The organism is Mesorhizobium sp. 10J20-29, from assembly GCF_054130485.1.
Genome location: NZ_CP199156.1, coordinates 731,964 through 753,969 on the forward strand (window position 1 = coordinate 731,964; position 22,006 = coordinate 753,969).

Sequence of the window (22,006 nt, forward strand, 5' to 3'; positions counted from 1 at the left end):
CAAGTGACCAGTACCATTAACGAATATTTAACCTAAGATTTCTGAAATGCCAACATGCCCAACACTCTGTCCGTCAGGCAAATCACCGATATTCGACGGGCTGCTGATTGCTGTCTGTGGGGAGACTATGTCCGAGCCAGACGACCAACGCGCGTTCAGAAAAAGTTATGATCCACCTAGTATCATGGCTCAGGGCCGCTACCTCAAAAGACGGTCCAAAACTTGATGGAAAATGCTGCCTCCAGATGGCGAAACGCTGAATGTCCGTTAGAAGCGCTGCGAGAGATCTCTTAGGCTATGGCAATAGCCATGGAGCCGAACTGGCCCCCCTCGATCAGCATTCCTCTCAGCAGGAGCTAAGAGAGCGTGAAGAGCTACTCAGGCTCGCGGTGGAAGCGACAGGCATTGGCATCTGGGACATGGAACTCCCCTCGGCCAGAACTGAATGGTCGATGAAGCTACGGGCGCTCGCCGGCCTCACGCCGGATGCGCCGGTCGATGATGAACTGTTTTACTCCCTAGTTCACCCGGATGATCGGGACCATGTGGCTACTGCACTCGAAACTGCAATCAGCTTTGCAGATTGCCAGCCTTATAGCATCAACTATCGGATTCACCGGAAAGATACGGGGGAAGAACGTTGGTGGCAGGAGTGGAGCCGCCTTGTCCCGGACGCTTCAGGAAAACCTGCACGTGTAGTCGGAACCATAGAGGACGTGACCGAACGAAAGCGAGCCGAACTTGAGCGCCAATGTAGCGAGAAAAGGTGGAGTCTGGGGTTATCGGCGGCCAGAATGGTGGCGTGGGAGCACGATCCCGATTCAGAAACGACAAAGCTGTGGGATAATGGATTTGATCTATTGGGATTCACTGGTGGTGATACCCCGACGTTCCTAGAGCGAGTACATACTGACGACCGCGCAAAACTTGCCGAGCTGCTGTCTAGCGCGTCACGAGAGTCGACCACCTCTGTTGAGTTCCGGTTTCGTGGTGGAGATGGGATATACTTGTGGTTGCGAACGTCCTTAACCTCTGTATCCGATGGTCAATCTGGGAGAATCGTCGGAGTTATATCTGACATAACAGAACGCAAAGCAGCGGAAGAAAAACTTTTTTACCAAGCTACACACGACGCCATGACTGGATTGCTCAATCGCGCTGCACTTCAATCCGCATTGGATCGTGCGATCGCAGCAGCCACCGAAAGAAAAGGGCACGTTACCCTTGCGATCATCGATATCGATCATTTCAAAGAAATCAATGATACCCTCGGGCACGACGCCGGCGATTGCCTCCTCCGATTTGCGGCCAATGTTTTGCGGGATGTAGCTGGCTCGAACGGAGTCGTTGGAAGGCTTGGCGGCGACGAATTTGCGATCCTGGTCGAGGATTTGCCAGCACAAGCATTCCAAGAAACCTGGGCCTTATCCATTCAGGAGCGGCTGCGCGAGGGATTCGTTTATCTAGAAAAGGCCCGAAGGGTAGCGGCCAGCTTGGGCCTGGCTACGTTCCCGGAACACGCGTCGTTTTCTTCGGATATTCTGAAAGCGGCAGACCTCGCACTCTATGCCGCCAAGCGTAGCGGGCGTGCTCGGCTGAAAGTCTTCACCCCCGAGTTGCTGGTGCAAACTCAACAGCGTTCGGCTGTGCTGTCAGATGTCCAGCGAGCATTGCTGCAGCGTGAGTTCGTGGCGTTCTACCAGCCCAAGGTGGATCTGGTGACGGGGGCGGTGATCGGCTTTGAGGCACTCGCTCGCTGGAGACACCCAACCAAAGGACTCCTCACGCCGACTTCGTTTGGTGTGGCATTTGAAGACAGCGAGCTAGCTACAGAGATCGATCGCGCAATGGTCGCGTGCATTGTGAACGATATGCAGAGATGGCACGCGCTCGGTTTAAGGCCGGGTCGCATCTCGCTTAATCTTTCGTCTTATGATTTCGCGGACGGCGGTCTCGCAGACACCTTACTTGATCACCTAGCGAACGGAGGGATTGGAACCGACGAATTCGAAGTAGAGGTTACCGAAACGGTGCTCCTCGAAAGTCCGCAGAAGCGGGTTGCACAGACGCTAGAAGCCCTACGCAATTCGGGGGTGAAAGTCTCGTTAGACGACTTTGGGACAGGATTCTCATCCCTCGTACATCTGAAGCGCTTTACGGTAGACGAGATAAAAATCGATAAGAGCTTTATCTCCAACGTGGTGAGTGACGAAAACGATTTCGCTATCGTTGAGGGCGTGATCGGCCTCGCGAATGCACTGAAATTGACTGTCGTCGCGGAAGGTATTGAAACTCGCGACCAGTTGGGCAGGCTTGCTTCAATCGGTTGTGGATTCGGACAAGGCTACCTCTTCGCCAAACCAATGCTCGCCAGCCGCGTGCCTTGGTTTACCAACCAGCCGTGCAATACTTGGTTTGATAATCGCAAGAGAATGTCCCAACGCGGTTGATCTAGCCCTCTGAACACGCATCTGTTCCACTTCCCTTGCAAGACCGTGTTACAGTCCGCGAAAGGAGCGTTGCGTGAGCCCGTTTGAAATCTTCGTCGAAAAGCATCGGAACTGGTCCTACGCGACGTTCGGGAGCGGACGACAAACCACTGGCCTAATACGGCATATCCAGAAGGAGCTCGAGGAGATTCGCCAGTCTCCCGACGACTTGTCGGAATGGGTCGACGTCATGCTCCTAGCGCTCGACGGCTATCTCCGACACGGAGGGACTGTCGAAAACGCCCTCAGAGACATGCAGGCGAAGCAAGACAAGAATCTTGCCCGCCGCTGGGTTGCGGCAACGGACGAGAGCACCCCAGTTGAGCACAACCGATCGATAGGAGATCAAGCGCCCGACCAATCGTAATGCCGCCACATTACCGGCTTCCCAACGCCGGTCATATTCAGCTGAGAAGGGAAATTAGTAGGCGGTTCCGGGAAAGGGCGGGTGTGTCGTTTGTCGGAACGGCACCAATCAGAGGTTTCACGTTGAACGCTCAGGAGCGCAATCGGGCCCGCACCTTGCCACACGAATTACCCGACTATCGAGGAGGCTTGCTGGCGCGCGGGGATTGAGTTGGATCCCTCGTTTGGTCAGTACTGTGCGCCGTTTCATCGAGAGCCTTCGAGGTCCGTTAGAGGCCTGTATCGGACAAGAGATGGCCGGATAGAGGTCGACTACGGTCATAGAATGGGTGCTGTTCCCCGCGATCTTTACGAACGGAGAGGCTATAAGCCGGCCGTTGCAGAACTGCTTATCAACGTGGAACACGCAAAGAGAAGACACGAGTTGCGCGATCCTTCTATTTCGGTGCCCGCCAGGTAGCGTCTCACGGCCGCGGCTATTTCATGTAGCCGGCTACATGTGCGCGTAGGTATTACTCAAAACCAAGCGTCAGTCTTCGCGCGAGAAAATCGACAAAGGTGCGAACCTTTACGGCAATGTGCTTATTGTCTGGATACACCGCAAGAACAGGCACCTCGACCACTTGCCAGTCAGGTAGAATACGGACCAGGCGCCCCTGGCGTAGGTCGTCCAAAATGTTGCATTCACTGATCTGAGCGACGCCTACCGCCCTGCAAGCGAGCTGCTGCAGGACTACTGGGCAGTTGGTTACCGTCACGGGGTCGACCACGAAGTCATATTCTTCGTTCTCACGCTCTAGTCTCCAGACGTCCCGATCGGGATACGAGGCATTCACGATGACTGGCACGTTGGCGAGTTCGGATGGATGCGTGGGCAGCTTAAGGGAAGAGAAGAAGTCAGGCGACGCGACCAAAATGATACGCGACGCGCCAAGCCTCCTTACGACAAGGCTGGGCGCATTGTTCGGACACAAGCGGATTGCCAAGTCAAAACCGCCACTTACAAGGTCAACAACTTCAGGGGTCACTTGAAGATCAATCCGAATATCGGGATGGTGGGCAAAGAATTCTGGCAATATCGGAGCAATGTGGACTGAGGCGAACGGCGCGGGTGCACTCAAACGCAATACGCCCTTCGGTTGTGTAGCCTCTGCTTGAGCGGCGCGCTGCGCCGACTGTACGCGATCCATCAAATCGTCGAGTTTGCTCAGATATGCGCGACCGGCGTCTGTCAGGGTCACAGCACGCGTCGAGCGGTGCATTAGACGTGCACCTACGCGCCGCTCGAGTTTCGTCATTTGATGGCTGATTGTGGACTTCGAACATTTCAGATGTTCGGCAGCAGCCGAGAAGCTGCCATGCCGCGACACTGCGATGAAAACTGCTACGCCTTCCAGCGGGTCCATGGCACATATCCAAGGAATTGCGCTTCCTATCACTGTTCGATTTTTCGAACAATTGGTTCGAGCGCGCAGCCTTCTCTGCGATTTCCACCCATGAAACCATCGGGCACGATTTTGCCTGATGGAGATCATTAGATGCATGACGTCATAATCATCGGCGCGCGCTGCGCCGGTTCTGCTCTTGCTTTGTTGTTAGCCCGTGCAGGGATGAAGGTACTGGTCGTTGAACGGAAGTCATTTCCGAGCGACACCATGTCCGGCCACTACATCCATCCAGCTGGCATTTCGTTCCTGCGACGGCACAATCTTCTCGATCGCTTGATTGCTACTAGGACGCCCCCGCAGCACACCGTCCGTGTCGATTTTGGACCAATCGCGCTGTCGGGCACTCCTGCGCCAGCAGCAGATGGTACGACCGATGGGTACGCACCGCGCCGCTACATATTCGATACGATGCTGGCAGAAGCGGCAGGTGATGCCGGAGCCGAAACTTGGCATGAGACGAACTTCATCGCTCCAATCCATGAAAACGGTCGGGTGGTTGGCATTAGGGGCACTACACGTGACGGCCGGGAAGTTGAAGCCCGCGCAACGATTGTAGTTGGTGCTGACGGAAAGCGCTCGAAATTCGCGGCAGCTGTTAAGTCGAAGCTTTACAATGCGAATCCATCAACAGGTTGCACATACTACACCTACTGGAGTGGGTTCGATGCTCCGCATACCCACCTCTTTGTCCGGGAGGGCCAGTTCTATGTCATCGCGCCTACAAATGACGGTTTGACGTTCATGGGTATCGTTTGGCCGATAGAGGAGTTTGACAGGGTTCGCTCTGATCTCACTGCTGCCTATCGGTCGGCAGCTGCGAAAGTCGATTGGATCGCCGATCGGTTGGCCACAGCAAGGCAAGCCGAGCGCTTCATCGGAACGAGTGATTTGGGCGGCTTCTTTCGCCAACCCCATGGCCCGGGGTGGGCGTTAGTCGGTGATGCGGGATACCACAAGGATCCCATCACTGCTCAGGGCATGACCGACGCACTGCTGCACTCCGAGCTCCTTGCAGGAGCCATACTGTGTGGTCTCGAGACGGGACGGTCGCTAGAAGGCGCACTATCCTCGTATCACCGTTTGCGAGATAAGGCTGTCGCTCCAATGTACTCGATAACTAACGAAATGGCCCGGTTAGCTGCACCGCCGCCCGAGGTTGCCGCCCTAGTCGCTAGCATCAGAGATAACCCTGCCGAGACGCGACGATACCTTGGCTTGATCTCTGGTACAGTGGATATCGAGGACTACTTCCAACCAGAGAACTTGAATGAGTTGCTTGGTGGGAAGCGGGCAGCCTGAGCGCATTGGAGCGCAAATCTTTGGTCCTACGTTCCTGAGCACCGGACGGTTCGCGTGTTGCTACCAGATCTTCGCTGGGACATATCTACGGAAGCGATGATCGCCTGCCGTGGTGCGATCCGAGGTAGCGCCCATACAGCCTTCGCGAGGCGGGCGCTTGTAGCTGCCGCGTTCGAGGTCGGAATCTTAGCAGGCGACTGAAGACCTTGTTCAAGCGCTTCAGAGCGGATCGATCACCGGCCTGAAGAATCGCACGTGTTCAGATTGTCGTATTTTGGAACAAATCTATCCTGGCAGATCGAAGGTGGCCGAAAGCACCTTGCGCTTGCAGATATGGTCGTCCGCCTGCCGCTCGACTTCTTGCGATGCTCTCGACAGCTCGCTAGCTGTTGAAACGCAAATGGGAAAGCCGGAAGCACCTGACGGTCGCTCCCGGCTCTATACCAGTGTCCCTGCTTGTCGCCAAGGACCACTATCCTTTCCAACTTGCACTACCGAAACTAGTGTTCCATCAGCGACCAGCCGACACACCGAGGAGATCGCGACCGCCAATCGTGGTCGAAAACAGTTAGCTGGCAACCTTCTCCGCGCTGCTTCCGACTGCCCTTGTCTGAGTTCCGCCACGACCGCTCGACGTAACGGCGATCATTGAACATCCAAGATTGAGCGGGAAGTTGACGTTCTGCTTCGAGTAGCGGCTCGTCAAAAGCAGTCATCTGCTTCCGCACCCTAATGGGTGCAACGCCGAATCCTGAACTGGCTACGCGGCTCTCTCGCGCAGCTTAACCCTGCGTGGGTTTGCGGATGAGCAGTGGACTGGTAGTCTCATCAGTTCTTGGCGCAGGTTCAGGGTCTGCACCGAGTAGCCCTGCAGGCGGCGTTGGAAGAAGGGTGTCCCTTTGTGCTTTCTGGCGTCACTTGCAGGGCTGAACGTATCCGACATGCAGACTTCGAATGAGCGGATGCGAGAGAGCAGACAAGTTTCTTCGCGCGATGCCCGAACCAAACTTGCCAGGGCAAATCCCGATCCTGACAACTCGAAGCGATCGAGGCGACAGGAAGCCCCCCTTGCGCTTATTTGCAAGTCTGCCGCCCGGCAACGACCGGTAATGGCTTGAGAGCACTGTGGCGGGTTTGGTAGGCACCTCGGGAACGCGAAACGTGACGTTACCGAGATCGTCCGCGAAGTCGGGCAGCGCAGCGCGCAGACGGCGTTCCCAGGGTCCCTTCCCGGAACAATCCGATTGAAGACGAAGCTTGCCGAGCTTCCTAAACGAGTGGATCGTCCATTGGGTCAATTCAGTCCAAGATATCTAGACGAGAGACAACACACGAAAGCCGGAAATCGGCCGTAACTCAATTCTCCCCAGACTGCAGGTGCCCAGGTCGGCGCGATCAGTTGCTAAGGCCGTCAACGAATTGAGAGAAATCGGGAGTGCTCGAACCCGGCCGATGGCGCTAGGCTTATGACAAACGGCAGCTGATCTTCACTTTGACTCCGACCGCACCGTGACCTAACTCATGGCACGAATAGGACTAACATCCGAGACATGAACCAGATCCAAAACATAATCCCGATTGACGAAGAGGCGCGTCTTGCCGCTATCCGGCGGTACGACATCCTCGACACGCCCCCCGATGGGGCGTTCGATCGGATAACCGCTCTGGCGGCTCGCCGCTTCGACGTTCCAATATCGATCATCAGTGTCGTGGATGAAGATCGCATATGGTTCAAATCTCACCATGGTCTGCCACAGGTCAGCCAGATCGACCGTGAGGCTGGGCTCTGTGCTTCGGCGATCCTCTCGCTAGAGCCCCACGTCCTGCCAGACGCCAAATTAGACCCCCGTTCTCTTGCAAATCCGCTGGTGGCCGGCGAATTTGGGCTGCGCTTTTACGCAGGGATTCCGCTGCAGACAAGTGACGGCTTTGGACTCGGCACATTGTGTGTGATTGACAAAGCACCCCGAGAAGTAAATGCGCAAGAAATCGACGACCTAAGAGATTTGGCTTCATTGGTCGTTGATCAGCTTGAGTTGCGTTTGGCTGCTCGGCAAGCCATTTCCAGAGCCGAGATCCTAGCCCGGGAAATTGATCATCGGGTCATGAATAGCCTGCAATTCGTAGCAAGCATGCTTAAGATGCAGAGCCGCATTCCTAACCTGACTGATCCGGCCTCGGAGTTGAAGATGGCCGCAAGCCGGGTTTCTGCGGTTGCGCGGGTGCACCGGCATTTCTACACCGATGAGCCAGGCGAGACGGCCTCCTGCACCGAGTTCCTGGAGAGACTCTGCGCTGACCTCGAAGATATTCTCGGCAAGCAAATCAGCGTGACCGGCGATAGCGACAAAGTGCCAAGGTCGCAAATCCAGTCCATCGGACTGATCGTGAATGAGCTCGTGACAAATGCGGCGAAGCACGGACAAGGTAAAATCGAGGTCTCTTATCGAAGCTCGGATTGCGCCCACGAGATCAGTGTTTGCGATGAAGGCTCCGGACGCCCGGTGGGACATCACTATCAGGAGCATGAAGGCCTCGGTAGCAAACTGGTTCGAACGCTCTCACTTCAGCTAGGTGGCCACGTTACCGCTGGCAACATACCCGGCAGGCGCGGGACGTGCGTTGTAGTGAAGTTCCCGGCTCACTCAGTTCCCAACCAATAACCGGAATGAACCGCGCCGAGTTTTCCGGAGGCCGTTTCGTTTGAGTCACGCGGCCATGGCTGGGTCATTCAGCATGGCGTAATAGCGTTCCTCGGCTTCGGCCGGCGGGATGTTGCCGATGGGCTCCAGCAGCCGGCGATTGTTGAACCAGTCGACCCATTCCAGCGTCGCGAAGTCGACGGCCTCGAAGCTCCGCCACGGCCCGCGTCGATGGATCACCTCGGCCTTGTAGAGACTGTTGATCGTTTCGGCGAGTGCGTTGTCGTAGCTATCGCCAACGCTGCCCACCGAAGGCTCGACGCCGACCTCCGCCAGGCGCTCGGTGTATATGATCGAGACGTATTGGCTGCCTCGGTCGCTTTGGTGGACGAGCCCACCACGGTGAACGGGCCGCCGATCATGGAGAGCCTGTTCCAGAGCATCGAGAACGAAGCTGGCATGCGCCTTCCGGCTCACCCGCCAGCCGACGATCCTTCGAGCGTAGGTGTCGATGACGAAAGCCACGTAGACGAAGCCGGTCCAGGTCGCGACGTAGGTGAAGTCGGAGACCCACAGCATGTTCGGCGCCGGAGCATGGAACTGGCGATTGACATGGTCGAGGGGGCATGGTGCGGCCTTGTCGCTCACCGTTGTGCGGATCGGCTTGCCGCGGATGATGCCCTCAAGGCCCATGGCCCTCATCAGGCGGGCAACGGTGCAGCGGGCGACATCGAAGCCCTCGCGCTGCAGCTGCCGCCAGACCTTGCGAACGCCGTAGACGCGGAAGTTCGCCTCGAACACACGCTGGACCTCGTCCTTCAAGGCTGCATCCCGTCTCACCAGAGCCGACCGCCGGGAGGGATCGACGCGCTTGGCGATATGGTCGTGATAGGTCGAAGGGGCGATCGGCAGCACCTTGCAGATCGGCTCGACCCCATGCGCCTCACGGTGATCGTCGATGAACGCGATCATCGTTTGAATGGGCGGTCGAGCTCCGCCTGGGCAAAATACGCGGAAGCCTTGCGGAGGATCTCATTGGCCTGTCGAAGCTCGCGGTTCTCGCGTTCCAGAGTCTTCAGTTTCGTCGCAACATCCGTGGGAACTCCGGCGCGCACGCCGCTGTCACGCTCGGCTTTCTTCACCCACTCATGCAGCGTCTGCGCCGTGCAGCCGACCGAGGGCGGCGATCGATGAAACCCCCGCCCACCGCGACGTATGCTCGCGTTCGTGATCCAAAACCAGCCGAACCGCGCGGGTCCGGACCTCGGGAGAGAACTTGTTGGTTGTCTTGCTTGTCATGGCTCCACCTTCTCAGGAGTTGGAGCCTCCGATCAACCCAGCGCGGTTCATTCAGTATCCAAAGCTACAGTCGCAACCAATCAACGTGATCTGTGCATCCGCAGCTTGATCGACGCCGGGTATAGAAGCTGTTGCAGCCGCGCCTCCCGAGGTGATCCATTTAGCACGGCGCGGTCGTCTTGTCCCCGACAGCAAGGGGCGCTCCTTCAGGGTAGCGTTTTGGATCTTTGGTCGAAATCGAATTCGTGGCCGGACACACGGCATAGAAAAAGGTCGTCCGAACCGAGGACTCGTAAACAATGGCGGTACCCTCCGGGATCCAGACGGTATCGCCACTGCAGGCTACATAGGTCATATCACCCACGCGTAGCCTCAGCATCCCATCCAATATGAACAGCACCTCGTCATAGTCTGGCGTCCAGGGAACACTGCAGCCGTCGAAGACGCCTACACCAGCGCCCAGATGGCGACTGAACCCGGTATTGATGAGGCCATGGGCGGCGATACCATTCGGGCCGGCCGCAAACAGCGACGGATCATTGCGAAACAATTTCACCGCATTATCAGCATCGTCACTCACAGCGGACACCCAACCTGATTTCCTGTTCACGTTTCTTTTGAAAAGCCTTGAGTTCGCCAAGGATATCCGGGTTCAGTTCGGGCTGTTCGTAACTTTCCAGTAGTTGCTTCCAGACACGATTGGCCCGCTGGGTAGCGTCAAGCGCGCCATCGTCGGCCCAGGCGCCATAGTTGCGCCAGTCTGAAACAAGAGGTGTGTAAAAGGCTTTCTCGTAGCGTTCCAGAGTATGCCCGGTACCGAAGAAATGTCCCCCGGGGCCGACTTCCTTGAACACGTTCTGCGCCAGCTCCGTCTCATTGACTTCTATAGGGCGCAGTACCTCAGTCATCATTTGAAGCATCTCCGCATCGAGGATCAGCTTTTCAAACGATGCCGTGAGACCGCCTTCAAGCCAGCCACCGCCATGGATGATAAAGTTGCAGTGGCTCATTACCGTCGACCAGATCGACATCTCGGATTCATAGGCGGCCTGCGCGTCCACCACGTTGGAGACGCAAGCGTTCGACGAACGCCATGGCAGATTATAGCGTCGGGCAAGCTGGCCGGACGCAAGCGTGGCCTTCGCGTACTCGGGGGTTCCAAAGCAGGGAGAGCCGGTGCGCATGTCGACGTTTGAGGTAAAGGACCCATAGACGCACGGCGTACCTGGATAAGCCGCCTGGAGGAAAGCGATAACCCCCAGAGCCTCGGCGTTTTGGCCGACCAATGCGCCAGCGAGTGTTATGGGCGCCATGGCACCTGCAAGCGTGAATGGCGTAACGACAACTGCCTGGCCACATTCGGCAAAGGCAGTCGCACCAGCCGTCATCTGGATATCGAGACGGAGTGGTGAATTGGTGTTGATATTGCCGATGCAGGCAGGATTTCGCTTCAGGTCGTCGCGCGTAACACCAAGCGTCATGCAAGTCATGTCGATCGAGTCCTCGGCGCGAAATCGTCCAAGAAGCCAAGAGCCCCAGCATTTGTCCGACAGCTCGATACTGTTGATATAGCCCTGCAGATGGCGAACCTCAGGCGCCAGATCCATCGCTTCAAAAGGTGTCCCGTAAAGTAGGTGAATGGAATTGAGCGAGTGCAGCAGGCGGACGTATTCGCGGACTTCTTCTGACGTCCCAGCACGCCGACCCCGGTCAAGATCGCTGCAGTAAGCCGGCCCGATGACGGACACGTAGTTGACGTTTGATCCGCCAAGATCAAGGTTGCGGTTGGTGTTCCTCGCGCGAAGGGAAAACTGTGACGGAGCCTTCGCGATGTGCTCCTCCACGAATGCCGGATCGAACCGCACGCGCATCGTGGCATCATCGACATCGCATCCTTGCCTCGCCATGAAGCGACGGGCATCGGGGTCCATAAACTCCATCCCTGTCTCGGCTAGCACCCGCAGCGAAGTTTGGTGAATGTGCTCGACCTGGTCCGCACTCAGTACCTCCACGGGGCTGATCGGGTTGATCAGTTGTTTCCAGGGCAGCTGCGGATTGCCGATCTTCAGGCGCTCGGCGCGCTGTGTGTTTCGTCTGCTCATTGACTTATTCCTGGCGCCCGGTGATACGCAGAGACGCTAGCCTAGCCGCGACTCCCCAACCCAGAAACGGCTCTGGCGGAAGCTTGGAGGGGGTTCCATAGGAGAGCACGTCGTCGATCAGAGGCGAGGTCCCCCCGGAAGCCCATTCGGCCATCAGGGCCCCATGAATTGTGCCTTTCGCAATGCCAATGGCGTTCTGACATGCGACAGCAAAAAGATTGGGCTCGACCCGGGCAAAGAACGGTTCATTGTTCTGGGAGAAGCTCAAGCCACCGGAATAAGCATGCGCGATACGGACATCGCCAAGCTGGGGGAAGCGTCGGTGGAAGGATGCCGTCACCTTCGCGCGATAGTGTTGCAACTGGCCATCGCTGCAGGTCATGTGCCGCGAATAACGAAAAGCCGTGCGGTACCAGATGCGCTCGTCTTGAGTACGTCGGATCGTTGCTCCTGCCCTGCCGACCGGATGAACTCCCCAGTCGCGGGTCCCGCCAAGGCGTTCCTGCTGCAATGCGTTTAGGGGCTCTGTCAGCACAGCAAAAGAGATGATGTTGATGATGCGGCCACTAAGGATGCCGAACGCCGGCGTAAACCCGTCAGTGGCGAGAATTGCGCGCTTGGCGCGGACCGTTCCCCTCGGTGTCTCTGCCTTGATCGTCGAGCCGGTCGTCAAAGACGTAACCGGCGATTTCTCGAACAGCACCACATTGGGCGGCAAGCTGCCTGCAAGGCCGCGCGTCAAGGCTGCCGGGTTCATCAGATGGGTCCCGGACGTGTAGATCGCTGCCTGATAGCTTGCCGTACCGAGGTCTCTCTGCAGAGTGGATCCATCGACCAGGTCGAACTGAATGCCAAGCTCCGACAGCAGACTTGCCGTGTGATCGAGCGCGAGGCGCGCCTTGTCGCCGACAGCGACTTGATACTTGCCGCGCCCGCTCCATTGACAATCGATCAAGTGGGTCTTGACCTGTCGATCGAGCATCTCGATGCCCGCCTTGTGCAGGCGATGGATTCTATGGGCTCTTTCGAGGCTGCCATTGGTTTCCGACAGGAAGGGGTGATCGATCGCCATGCCTGCATTTCTGCCGGCAGTGGCCCTGCCCACGCGATCCGCCTCAACAATGGCGATACGTGCCTCGGGGTGGAGCTCAGCCAGTCGACGCGCTGCCGACAAGCCGGCGTACCCAGCCCCGATGATAAGCCAGTCAGCCCGGACATCGCCAACAAGCTCCTGAGCGGCAGTCTGTACCGGCAGGATGTTGTACCATCCGTTGCCGTTGTCATAACGCGGCAGGTAGGAGACCAAACGTCTGCCGGCTTCGAGGGGCTTTGAGATCTGGTTCACAGACGCGCTCATACCCAGGAATGCAGAACGGTGCCGCCGGTGATTGTGGCACCGTTTTCGAAATAGCAGGCACCAACGACTTCCCGAACGGCAAGGTCCGTATGTTCTTCAAGGCTGCTTTCAAACAGCTTTATCCTGCCTGTGCCGGCGAATGCACTGCCAAAGCGGAAGTTTGTCGCGTCGAGTTGGAGCAATTCGCAGACCGAAGGAGGGCCACCAGGAAGCATCGATGGGAAGTAGCGGAGGTTGACCTGCCCCCAGTTCATCATGGCCGGTAATTCGTCCCGGCCAATTGTCTTCTCAATTGCCAGTTCTCCTTCCAGCAGGCGTTCGCCATGTGCACTTACGAAGCCTGCCATTTTCGTGCCCGGCCCCGGTGCCACCATTCCCGGGTTCATAGGGTGATAGGTCGTCTTGACCGTTTCGCCGAATTTCTTGTTGAACCCCATCACGTAGCCACGGATCAGGCTGAAGTCGCGATTCACCCAGGTCTGGACACAGAAGCGCGCATCCTTGCCCTTGTATGAGCAGCCGATCCAGATGACCGTCTCATCATACCAAGTGCGCTCGGGATTCCTGACCGGCATTTCGAGGTCGTCCCACAGGCAGTACCACTTGCCGAAATCGACAATCACCATGTCTGGCGTGCTGCTCGGCTTGAGCGGTTCCGGAAGATAGGCAGCTATGGCATCGGGGTCACTGCGATACGCAATGCACAGATGTTCGGTGCCGAAGTGCCATGGTAGGTCGCCGACAACCGATGAGACACCACGCGGCGAGGGATAGGCGAAGCCCTTGAGATCGTTGATATTCGTCATGTACTCATCCGTTGTGAGCGATGGGAAGAAGTCATTCTTCGCCGGAACAAAGGTTGAATAAATTGCAATGTTTTATCTATTTATTTGAGAAATATTCAATATTCAGGAAGTAGAAACGGGCAGCCACAACGGCCACCCACTCCCAGAAGAGCTGGTTAGAGGTCTAGCCAGACCTTTTCATAGTTCACCTCAAGCGCCTGGTGAGCAGGGTTGTCCTTCACCGCGGGCACCGAGTGATTGTACAATGAACGCCAGTATGGCTGGATCAGGATCCCGGAACTCTGGAGAATTCGCTCGATGTCCTGCATCAGTTCGCGGCGCTTTTCGACGTCGGGTTCCGCCAGAGCCTGCGTCAACTTCGCATCAAAGTCCGGATCGGAGAAGGCACTTTCGTTCCATGCCTCGCCGCTTCGATAGGCGATGGCAAGAACCTGGACGCCAAGCGGCCGCATGCCCCAGGTAGTCATCGAGAAGGGATATTTCGTCCAGTCGTTCCAGAATGTTGAGCCCGGAAGCACTGTACGCTTTATCTTGAAGCCAGCTTCGCGAATCTGAGCCGCAATCGCGTCGCCGGTGTTCTTCTGGTAGTCCTCGTCGACGGTAATCAGTTCATGCTCGAAATCCGCCTGGCCCGTCTCGGCCATCAGCTTTGCGGCTCCGTCGATATCTCTTACCTGTTCTGGTAGCGCAAAATACTCGGGGTGGATCGGAGAGACATGGTGGTTCTCGGCAGCACTGCCTCTGCCGGCATATCCGAGCTTCAAGATCGTGTCGTTGTCCGTTGCCATCTGGATGGCTTGGCGCACCCGCTGATCATCATAGGGCTTTTGCGAAACATTCATTCTCGCGACAATGGTCTGGGCTGTCGCGACTTCAGACTTGACCAAGTCCAGTTGGTCGAGGATGTCGACGTAATCGGCTGTCGTTTCCAGGTTGGTGTGAATTTCACCGGATTCGAACGCGCTGACCATCGCCGAAGGATCCGCGCCGTAGTCTATGAACTCGATGCCGTCGAGATATGCCTCACCACCCCACCATTTGCCATTTTCGCGGCGCTTTAGAACAGCTGTCGTTCCCGTATCGAAGGACACCAGCTCGAAAGCCCCGGTGCCAACGGGAAACTTGATGGGGTCCGCACCGTTCTGGTCAAAGTCGCGATGCACGATCAATGCGGTGTAATCGGCCATCGTGGGTATGATCGTGATGTCTGACGTCGAGAGCTTCAGCACCACGGTGTGATCGTCACTCTTGACGATCGCGCCTTCCCTCGCCGTGCCGGTTGCTTCGTCCATCAATGCTGTCAGCCTGCCGGCCATCGAATTTCCTTCGGCCGCCTTGTCGCACCAGCGATGCAAGTTATAGATGACGTCGTCGGCGGTGAACTCATCACCATTGTTCCATGTTGCTCCCTTGCGGACATGCAATGTGTACTCGGTGGCGTCTTCATTGATATCCCAGCTCTCTAGAAGCATAGGCTTGAATGTGAAATCGTGCCCGTACTTGATCAGCGGCTCCATGTACTGACGCGTTACGTTCGCCATTTCTGGCCAGTCGTATGTGCGCGGATCCTTCTGATCCTTGACGAACATTGCCACCTTCAGGATGCCGCCCTTCTTGGGTTCTGCTGCGTACGCCTTGGTTGGCAATGTCATGCCCACCATCGCGTATGCGGCTGCTGCAGACGCGCCGAAGGCACTAGCAATCGCCAAGAATTCACGCCGGTCCATTCGACCATGCCTCACTTCTTTGGCCATATCTGTGATCATTTTGTCGATGGGGCTTCCGGACGCTTCAGTCATCATTACCCTCATGAATGGATGTGATATGAGCAATTCTGCAATGGCCAAGGGCGAACCGCAAACCGGAACGACGCGGGCCATGTCGGAGGGCGCTGCCAGGCAAAATCACTCATTGGCTGCAACATGTTCTCACCGTCGAACCGCCACCCGATGCTGGATATTGCCGACGCTGAATGTAAAAAGACAATTGCAATGTTTTCGGTTATTCGTTGAAAATGGCGCAATCGCAAGCTCCCAAGTTGGACGCCCGGCACTACATACTCCTCCAGGCCGTAAGTCGCCTGGGAAGCATGTCGGCCGCTGCTGATTATCTTGGGATCACTCCCTCGGCAGTGACACATCGCATCAGGGAAGCCGAAAGGCGCCTTGGCATCCCCCTTACGGCTCGAGTTGGATCGCAGGTTCAGCTTACACTGTCAGGACAGCGATTGGCGCAATCTGCAGAGCGGGCTCTGGATGAACTGTTCCGAGCCGAGCTCGATGCGGTGCGCATAGGCAGAGGCGCCGGATCGATTGTCAGGCTCTGTATGGGGACGTACAGCTTCTTCCACTGGCTTCCTGTGTTCCTCACCCATCTCGCGGCCATCGATCCAACGCTTCAGGTCGAGATCATCGGAGAGGCGCCTCGGGAGCCAGTGCGTCTGCTGCACGATGAGGCCGTCGACATAGCCCTCTTGCCGGGAAAGCTGCGCGAAGAGAAGCACCTGACATTTCTGCCCATGCGCAGTGATGAACTGATTTGCATTACTGCTGCATCACACCCTTTGGCATCGAAACCGTTCATCGAAGCAGACGACCTGACCGCAGAGACACATCTCACGTATAGTTCCGTCATCACCGATGGGTTCGAGTACGAACGGTTTTTCCGTCCCGCAGGCCGTTATCCCGCTCGGCTTGTCCCACTTGCTGTCCCCGAGGCCGTGCAAGAACTGGTGGCCGCCAACCTCGGCATTTCGATACTCTCAAGGTGGGCAGCACTGCCTCGTCTGCAGCGAAAAGAAATCGCCGGCATAAAATTGACCAAGGATGGTCTGGACCTGGATTGGCACGTCGCACTACGGCAATCCGACACGGCATCCGGCCCGGCAGCGGCATGCGCGGCTGCGCTCGAGCTGCTGCCCGCCTGAGCGGCCCTATCAAGACAAACCGCTCGAGCGATCAGGGCCGCCGGCGACAACGTGTCGACGGCGGCTAGGCTGTCAAGCATGCGTCGACGCACGTTGCAGCGTGTTCTCAGGCGGCACAAGAAGTCGGTTAATTCATCAGGCTGCGATGGGCGCGATCTCGCCTCACAAAGGAGATCCATCGGCGTGTGACGTTCACGGCGCTGATACAACTGCCATTGATGCTTCACGCGAGGGCGACGGGGGGGGGGCGATTGCGTCAGGTGTCCCTGAACGATAGTGACCTCTTCTCGGAAGTCGCTCCTAACCCGGCACTTCGTGGTTACCATGCGGCTGCACGATGGTCCCCTGCCGACCCAGGCAAGGGCCTGATGACCGATTACCCCTAGTCCTTGGAGACTGATTATCTTCGTAGGACTTAGACCATCGGACCATCGAGCCCAGGCCCAGGCTCGGGGCAGCACCGAGGCGCAGTCAATCGGTTCGGCGGTTCAGTGTATTGACGTCGGCACCGCCAGCACGGCCGCACCGTTCGCCGCAGACGACAAGCACATCACTCTCGTCCTCAAAGCCCCAATCACGGGAACGATACCATCGACCGTGATGACATCATTCTAGTTTCCACAATGCGGACTCCGACAGGTCCGTCGAAATGAAGCTCAGACACCGTTGGCGCCGATCGACACCGAGCCCGAAGTCCTGCACGGCGACGATCCTCGCCGTGTACGCTTCCCTACCGGCGTGAACGCGAAACTCAGCGTGACCGCCGGCAAGGTCTGCTCTTAGGAAGAAGCAAAGCAGATCTATCCGTCCGATTTGAGGCGCAAAGCAGTCGATCGAACACGACGGCGGGAACGACTGCCATGGGCCGGATGTGCCAGGGCGACAAGTCAAGCCGAAGGTCTCGGAAGGGCTCCTAGGCGTCGTTCGCTACACTGCCGAAGGGCCGGTGTTGCCACCAGCCCTTGCTCTCAGATCTCAACGCTTTCGGAAATTGTTAGAGCGTCTTCGAGATCCACGCCGAGATATCGGACGGTGCTGTCCATTTTCGTGTGACCAAGGAGAAGCTGTACTGCGCGGAGGTTACCGGTCTTCTTGTAGATTTGGGCGACCTTCGTCCGTCGCATAGAATGCGTGCCGTAGGCGCTCGGCTCCAAGCCGATCGAGCGAACCCAATCCTTCAGCAAACGGGCGTATTGTCGCGTCGATATGTGCGATCGGTCATGGAAGCGACCAGGCCAAAGATACTCGTGCCCGATCATTGCCGGATCTTGGATCCAATCCGCAAGCGCCTTTCGGGTGCCGTCAGTGATCTCGAACCGCGCCGGCGATTTGGTCTTGCTTTGCAGGATTGAGGTACGCTCCTTGGCGGCGCCGGCGGCGAAGACGTCGGCAACTTTTAGCAAGACGAGGTCGCAACCGCGCAGTTTACTGTCCACCGCCATATTGAACAGCGCCAGATCACGGACAGCCCCGGCGAGTTCGAGGCGGACCCGAATTGCCCAAACATGTTTTGGAAGAAGCGGTCGTTTCTGACCGATGACGCGACCGTGGTTCCACGCTCTTTTGGCGGGCATTACCATTGGCAAGTTGAGAGCAGAGATTGTGGTTCCTCCAAACCACTCCTACCCACCGCAACACTCACGACATTCGAGCACGCAATAATACCCTAATCTCAGCAAGCCGGCATCGGCAGCTTCGAGCCCATACCTTCCGTTCAACCCGCAGTCAGATGCTGCAGTGCAGTAACCGAAAGCGGTCATTCAATACGGATTGGCGGATTTTCCACCTCAATGGCCGCTGTGCGGACAAATCGGCCTTAGCATACCATTACCAGCACTCTTGATCGACATAGGTGTCAGTGGCGAAAATGCCAATTCCGGCCGCTTGTGATGTTGCATTTAAAATATCGCTTGGAGACAATCGCGTTCCCTCTGTCCCTGTTGTATTATAAAATTCGAACGCAAGCTCATTAAACATCATCACCCCCGATGGATAAATTATGGTCAATAACAACTATAAAAGTGCCCTAGGATGATGCATTGGATTAATATGTGGAGTTACATCAATATGTGTAAATTGACGTCCCTTTTGAGTGCTCCTGATAATTTCTCACCAGATTTTGCACGTTTCTTTGTGTTGGGCCAAATAGCATATCCGCTTGGGCTGATCGTACATATCGGCTATTTCTTTTTGTTTTGGTTCCTTGAATTGGAACTATTGGCTGCATTTAATATTTTGAGTATATTTATATTTCTGTTCGCTGCTTGGCAGCATAATAACGGAAAGATGTTTTTGCCATTGTATGCAGGGATTGTATTTGAAGCGCCTACTCATGCTGTGCTGGCAACCGTCTATCTGGGTTTGATTTCGGGTTATTGGCTAACCATCTTTGTTGTAATCACAATAATTGCCCTCGCACCCTTCGTTGACAGAAAAATTCGAATAATTATTGTCATAATGATGACCACCGTCATGTCGACACTGGGGATTTATGGAATATACTACGAGCCGATCAGCCTCCTTTCAAACTTGATCAACACCCTTTTTCTGGTTTCGAACATCGTCGTCGTGGCAACCATAATAATTGCGGCTATATCGTCCTATGATGTTGCGGTTTATCGCGCTGAAGCGGCTGTCAAAATAGAGTTTGATAGGGCAGAATCACTTTTGTTAAACATTCTGCCGCTTCAAATCGCCACAAGACTGAAAGCGCAGGAGGAGCCACTAGCGGACAACCATGAAAGTGTATCTGTATTGTTCGCGGATCTCGCCGGCTTTACCGACATCTCCAGAAAAATGTCTGCCGATGAACTCGTAAACCTGCTTAACGACCTGTTTTCACGATTCGACAAACTTGCAACGGTGTACGGCGCTGAAAAGATCAAAACTATTGGCGACGCCTACATGGTAGCTACCGGTCTGCAAGGCAGTGTCGGTAATCATGCTGAAAGGATTGCTGATCTAGCGCTGGGAATGCAAAAAGCGTTTGTCGAATTTCGTAAAGATAACAATGTTGATCTGAAACTGCGAATCGGCGTGCATTCGGGGCCGGTGATTGCAGGCGTGATCGGTAAGCAGAAGTTTTCCTACGACCTTTGGGGTAACACCGTGAACATTGCCAGTAGGATGGAATCCGAAGGGGTTGCTGATCAAATCCAGATTTCGGCAGAGACATGGAAATTGCTGTCCAAGCGCTACCAAACATCCCCACGCGGCGAAATTAAAATCAAGGGGCACAGACCCAGACCAACCTACCTACTCGAAGGCAACGGGTTGGCAACCGAGGCTATATAAACCGAACTTTACTTCTTCCTTTGCTGTTTACGTCGCAATTCCGGTCCCAGTCGCCGCAGTCAAGGCCCTTTGCGGAACTTAGTGCAGGCGGCAGCGAATGTCGTTTTCTGGTCCAATCTTTCCGGTGACGATGCCACGCGGTAATCCAAGATGCCTACCCACCGGAGGTCTTAAGAGAGCTCATTGCTGACTTTAACTGCGACGAGCGCCAGGTCATCTGGGCGGACTCAGCTGCCCTCCACTTGCCGGGCGAGGAACCATTGCGTTTCATCCGGTGCGCGCACGCCACCTCGGCGGTCGCCGTCGCCTTTCTCCGTCATGGGCTGGATCACCTCAGCGCCGTTTGCGACTGCGCGATCGAAAGCGGCGTCTGGATCATCAAGATAAAGGTGGAGCATTGTGGCGGGGCCATCAGCCTCGCCCATCATAACCACACTGTCACCGATCCGGCACTCGGCGTGCATGATGCCTCCGCCTTCGCGGGGTACCACCCGAAGACGAGTTGCGCCGAATACAATTTCACAGAAAGTTAAAACGGCCTCCGCGTCTTTTACAAGCAAGTAAGGACTGAGGTCGGGATAGTCAGCAGGTTTCCAAGACATGGTTACGAAATACCACCGCAACGGGTCCTGTCAAGTAAACCGACTTGAGCCGGGTAGGCCCATCCCGCAGGTTCAAGCCATGACCAAACGAAGTCCATTCCGGTACTTTCGAGCCAGCCCAGAAATCATCCGCTTGGCTGTAATGATGTACGTTCGCTTTCCGCTCTCGTTTCGAAATGTGAAGGACCTGCTTCACGAGAGCGGCATCGATGTTGCTACGAGACAATTCGCTTGTGGTGGAACAGGTTCGGTCCGATGTTTGCTGCTGAGATCCGCAAGAAGCGCGCCGAGCAGCAGCGTTCCTGCCGGCTCTGTCAAAGAAAACAGGCTTGAGGCGGGGTAGTAGCCCGCCTACCCTGCCCAAATGACAAAACGCAGTCCCTTCCGCTATTTCAAGACGAGCCCAGAGATCATTCGCCTGGCCGTGATGATGTATATCCGGTTTCCGCTGTCGCTTCGGAACGTTGAGGACCTGCTGCACGAGCGAGGCATCGATATCTGCCACGAGACGGTGCGGTTCTGGTGGTACAGGTTCGGGCCAATGTTTGCCGCCGAAATCCGAAAGCGGCGGGTCCACGGGGTTCATTCGAGCAAGTGGCGGTGGCACCTCGACGAGGTGTTTGTGAAGATCACCGGCGAGCGGCACTACCTTTGGCGGGCAGTCGATCTCGAAGGCGAAGTGCTCGAAAGCTTCGTGACGAAGACGCGAGACAAGCGGGCGGCGTTGAAATTCCTGAAGAAGACGATGAAACGGCACGGCACCGCTGATGAGATCGTCACGGACCGTCTGCGATCTTATGGGGCGGCGCTGCGTGACCTCGGCGTCGGCGACAAGCAGGAAGCCGGTCGCTGGGCGAACAATCGCGCGGAGAATTCGCACCAGCCATTTCGAAGACGGGAGCGGGCGATGCTCCGCTTCCGGCGGACGCGAACGTTACAAATGTTCGCATCCGTTCACGCCTCGGTTTTCAACCACTTCAATCAAGAACGCCACCTCTACAGCCGACAGAACTTCAAGGCCAACCGGATCGCCGCTCTCACCGAATGGCGTCAACTTTGTGTAGCATGACGACGGTCGGGGCTCGGAAAACTGAGACCACTTTCGTTTCTCTGACAGCACCCAAATTTTGCATAAACGTCTGAAATGAGGGCGCTAAGCCGACAGGCAAGCTTCGTCTGAAAGTGGGCCGAAAGTTGACGGTCTGTTTTGGTACAGACTGGTCAGAATGCAGCCGTTCCACCTCTAAGCCACTACCCGCCGAAATTGCAGCTCCGTCAGTCTGCAACCCCTACTCACGGAACAACTTCAAAAGGCCTCGGTTCTGTCGCTGCACAGATTTCTGAATGCTCGACTGGAACATGCTAACCTGCCGCTC

The 22,006-nt window shown here is 56.2% G+C and carries 16 protein-coding genes, 2 pseudogenes and 1 other annotated feature; of the genes and pseudogenes, 9 read left to right on the forward strand and 9 right to left on the reverse strand.

The window, feature by feature from the left end; translation table 11 throughout:
• Positions 1–260: 260 nt before the first annotated feature.
• Positions 261–2,450, forward strand: coding sequence for a putative bifunctional diguanylate cyclase/phosphodiesterase (locus ACT2BZ_RS03585; RefSeq protein ID WP_457939343.1), 2,190 nt, complete (start codon positions 261–263; stop codon positions 2,448–2,450).
• 73 nt (positions 2,451–2,523) lie between these two features.
• Complete coding sequence (locus ACT2BZ_RS03590) at positions 2,524–2,856, forward strand: dATP/dGTP pyrophosphohydrolase domain-containing protein (RefSeq protein ID WP_457939344.1); 333 nt, start codon at positions 2,524–2,526, stop codon at positions 2,854–2,856.
• A 511-nt stretch (positions 2,857–3,367) separates the two neighbouring features.
• Here ACT2BZ_RS03590 and ACT2BZ_RS03595 read toward each other — a convergent pair.
• Positions 3,368–4,261, reverse strand: a complete 894-nt coding sequence (locus ACT2BZ_RS03595; RefSeq protein ID WP_457939346.1) for a LysR family transcriptional regulator — start codon at positions 4,259–4,261, stop codon at positions 3,368–3,370.
• 132 nt (positions 4,262–4,393) lie between these two features.
• Here ACT2BZ_RS03595 and ACT2BZ_RS03600 point away from each other — a divergent pair, with 132 nt between their 5' ends.
• The 3 genes from ACT2BZ_RS03600 to ACT2BZ_RS03610 all read left to right on the forward strand — a co-directional run bounded on the left by ACT2BZ_RS03600 (position 4,394) and on the right by ACT2BZ_RS03610 (position 8,265).
• On the forward strand, positions 4,394–5,602 hold the full coding sequence (locus tag ACT2BZ_RS03600) for an NAD(P)/FAD-dependent oxidoreductase (RefSeq protein ID WP_457939348.1): 1,209 nt from the start codon (positions 4,394–4,396) through the stop codon (positions 5,600–5,602).
• 96 nt (positions 5,603–5,698) lie between these two features.
• Entirely contained in the window at positions 5,699–5,803 is a 105-nt protein-coding gene (locus ACT2BZ_RS03605; RefSeq protein ID WP_457941209.1) for a hypothetical protein, read from the forward strand.
• Between the two features lie 1,349 nt (positions 5,804–7,152).
• Positions 7,153–8,265, forward strand: coding sequence for a sensor histidine kinase (locus ACT2BZ_RS03610; RefSeq protein WP_457939350.1), 1,113 nt, complete (start codon positions 7,153–7,155; stop codon positions 8,263–8,265).
• A 45-nt stretch (positions 8,266–8,310) separates the two neighbouring features.
• Here ACT2BZ_RS03610 and ACT2BZ_RS03615 read toward each other — a convergent pair.
• The 6 genes and pseudogenes from ACT2BZ_RS03615 to ACT2BZ_RS03640 form a co-directional block, all read right to left on the reverse strand.
• Positions 8,311–9,543: pseudogene (locus ACT2BZ_RS03615) on the reverse strand (IS3 family transposase).
• Positions 9,142–9,258: a sequence feature (AL1L pseudoknot), on the reverse strand. Its footprint overlaps the pseudogene before it by 117 nt.
• Before the next feature lie 160 nt (positions 9,544–9,703).
• Complete coding sequence (locus ACT2BZ_RS03620; protein WP_457939352.1) at positions 9,704–10,123, reverse strand: hypothetical protein; 420 nt, start codon at positions 10,121–10,123, stop codon at positions 9,704–9,706.
• Positions 10,116–11,645 (reverse strand): trimethylamine methyltransferase family protein, encoded by a 1,530-nt coding sequence (locus ACT2BZ_RS03625; RefSeq protein ID WP_457939354.1) that lies wholly within the window; start codon positions 11,643–11,645, stop codon positions 10,116–10,118. The genes ACT2BZ_RS03620 and ACT2BZ_RS03625 overlap by 8 nt, the downstream gene beginning before the upstream one ends.
• Positions 11,646–11,649: 4 nt before the next feature.
• The gene (locus ACT2BZ_RS03630; protein ID WP_457939356.1) at positions 11,650–12,990 is read right to left on the reverse strand and encodes an NAD(P)/FAD-dependent oxidoreductase; all 1,341 of its coding nucleotides are present in this window, start codon (positions 12,988–12,990) and stop codon (positions 11,650–11,652) included.
• 8 nt (positions 12,991–12,998) lie between these two features.
• Positions 12,999–13,808, reverse strand: a complete 810-nt coding sequence (locus tag ACT2BZ_RS03635) for an acetoacetate decarboxylase family protein (protein WP_457939358.1) — start codon at positions 13,806–13,808, stop codon at positions 12,999–13,001.
• A gap of 155 nt (positions 13,809–13,963) precedes the next feature.
• Positions 13,964–15,610, reverse strand: a complete 1,647-nt coding sequence (locus tag ACT2BZ_RS03640; protein WP_457939360.1) for an ABC transporter substrate-binding protein — start codon at positions 15,608–15,610, stop codon at positions 13,964–13,966.
• 287 nt (positions 15,611–15,897) lie between these two features.
• Between ACT2BZ_RS03640 and ACT2BZ_RS03645 the strand changes: the two are divergent.
• Together ACT2BZ_RS03645 and ACT2BZ_RS03650 are read left to right on the forward strand one after the other, a co-directional pair.
• A pseudogene (locus ACT2BZ_RS03645) lies at positions 15,898–15,972 on the forward strand (LysR family transcriptional regulator); the annotation flags it as partial.
• A 63-nt stretch (positions 15,973–16,035) separates the two neighbouring features.
• A complete protein-coding gene (locus tag ACT2BZ_RS03650) occupies positions 16,036–16,734 on the forward strand; it encodes a LysR family transcriptional regulator substrate-binding protein (protein WP_457941210.1) in 699 nt (232 codons plus the stop codon).
• Between the two features lie 968 nt (positions 16,735–17,702).
• On the opposite strand, the gene ACT2BZ_RS03655 is transcribed toward ACT2BZ_RS03650, so the two are convergent.
• Entirely contained in the window at positions 17,703–18,314 is a 612-nt protein-coding gene (locus ACT2BZ_RS03655; protein WP_457939362.1) for a tyrosine-type recombinase/integrase, read from the reverse strand.
• Positions 18,315–18,801: 487 nt separating this feature from the next.
• On the opposite strand from ACT2BZ_RS03655, the gene ACT2BZ_RS03660 reads away from it, so the two are divergent.
• Entirely contained in the window at positions 18,802–20,028 is a 1,227-nt protein-coding gene (locus tag ACT2BZ_RS03660) for an adenylate/guanylate cyclase domain-containing protein (RefSeq protein WP_457939364.1), read from the forward strand.
• A gap of 227 nt (positions 20,029–20,255) precedes the next feature.
• Here ACT2BZ_RS03660 and ACT2BZ_RS03665 read toward each other — a convergent pair whose 3' ends face one another.
• Positions 20,256–20,630 carry a VOC family protein gene (locus ACT2BZ_RS03665; protein ID WP_457939365.1) on the reverse strand — a complete coding sequence of 125 codons (375 nt, stop codon included), beginning with the start codon at positions 20,628–20,630 and terminating at the stop codon, positions 20,256–20,258.
• Between the two features lie 364 nt (positions 20,631–20,994).
• Between ACT2BZ_RS03665 and ACT2BZ_RS03670 the strand changes: the two genes are divergently transcribed.
• A complete protein-coding gene (locus ACT2BZ_RS03670; protein ID WP_457939366.1) occupies positions 20,995–21,699 on the forward strand; it encodes an IS6 family transposase in 705 nt (234 codons plus the stop codon).
• The last annotated feature ends 307 nt before the right edge of the window (positions 21,700–22,006 follow it).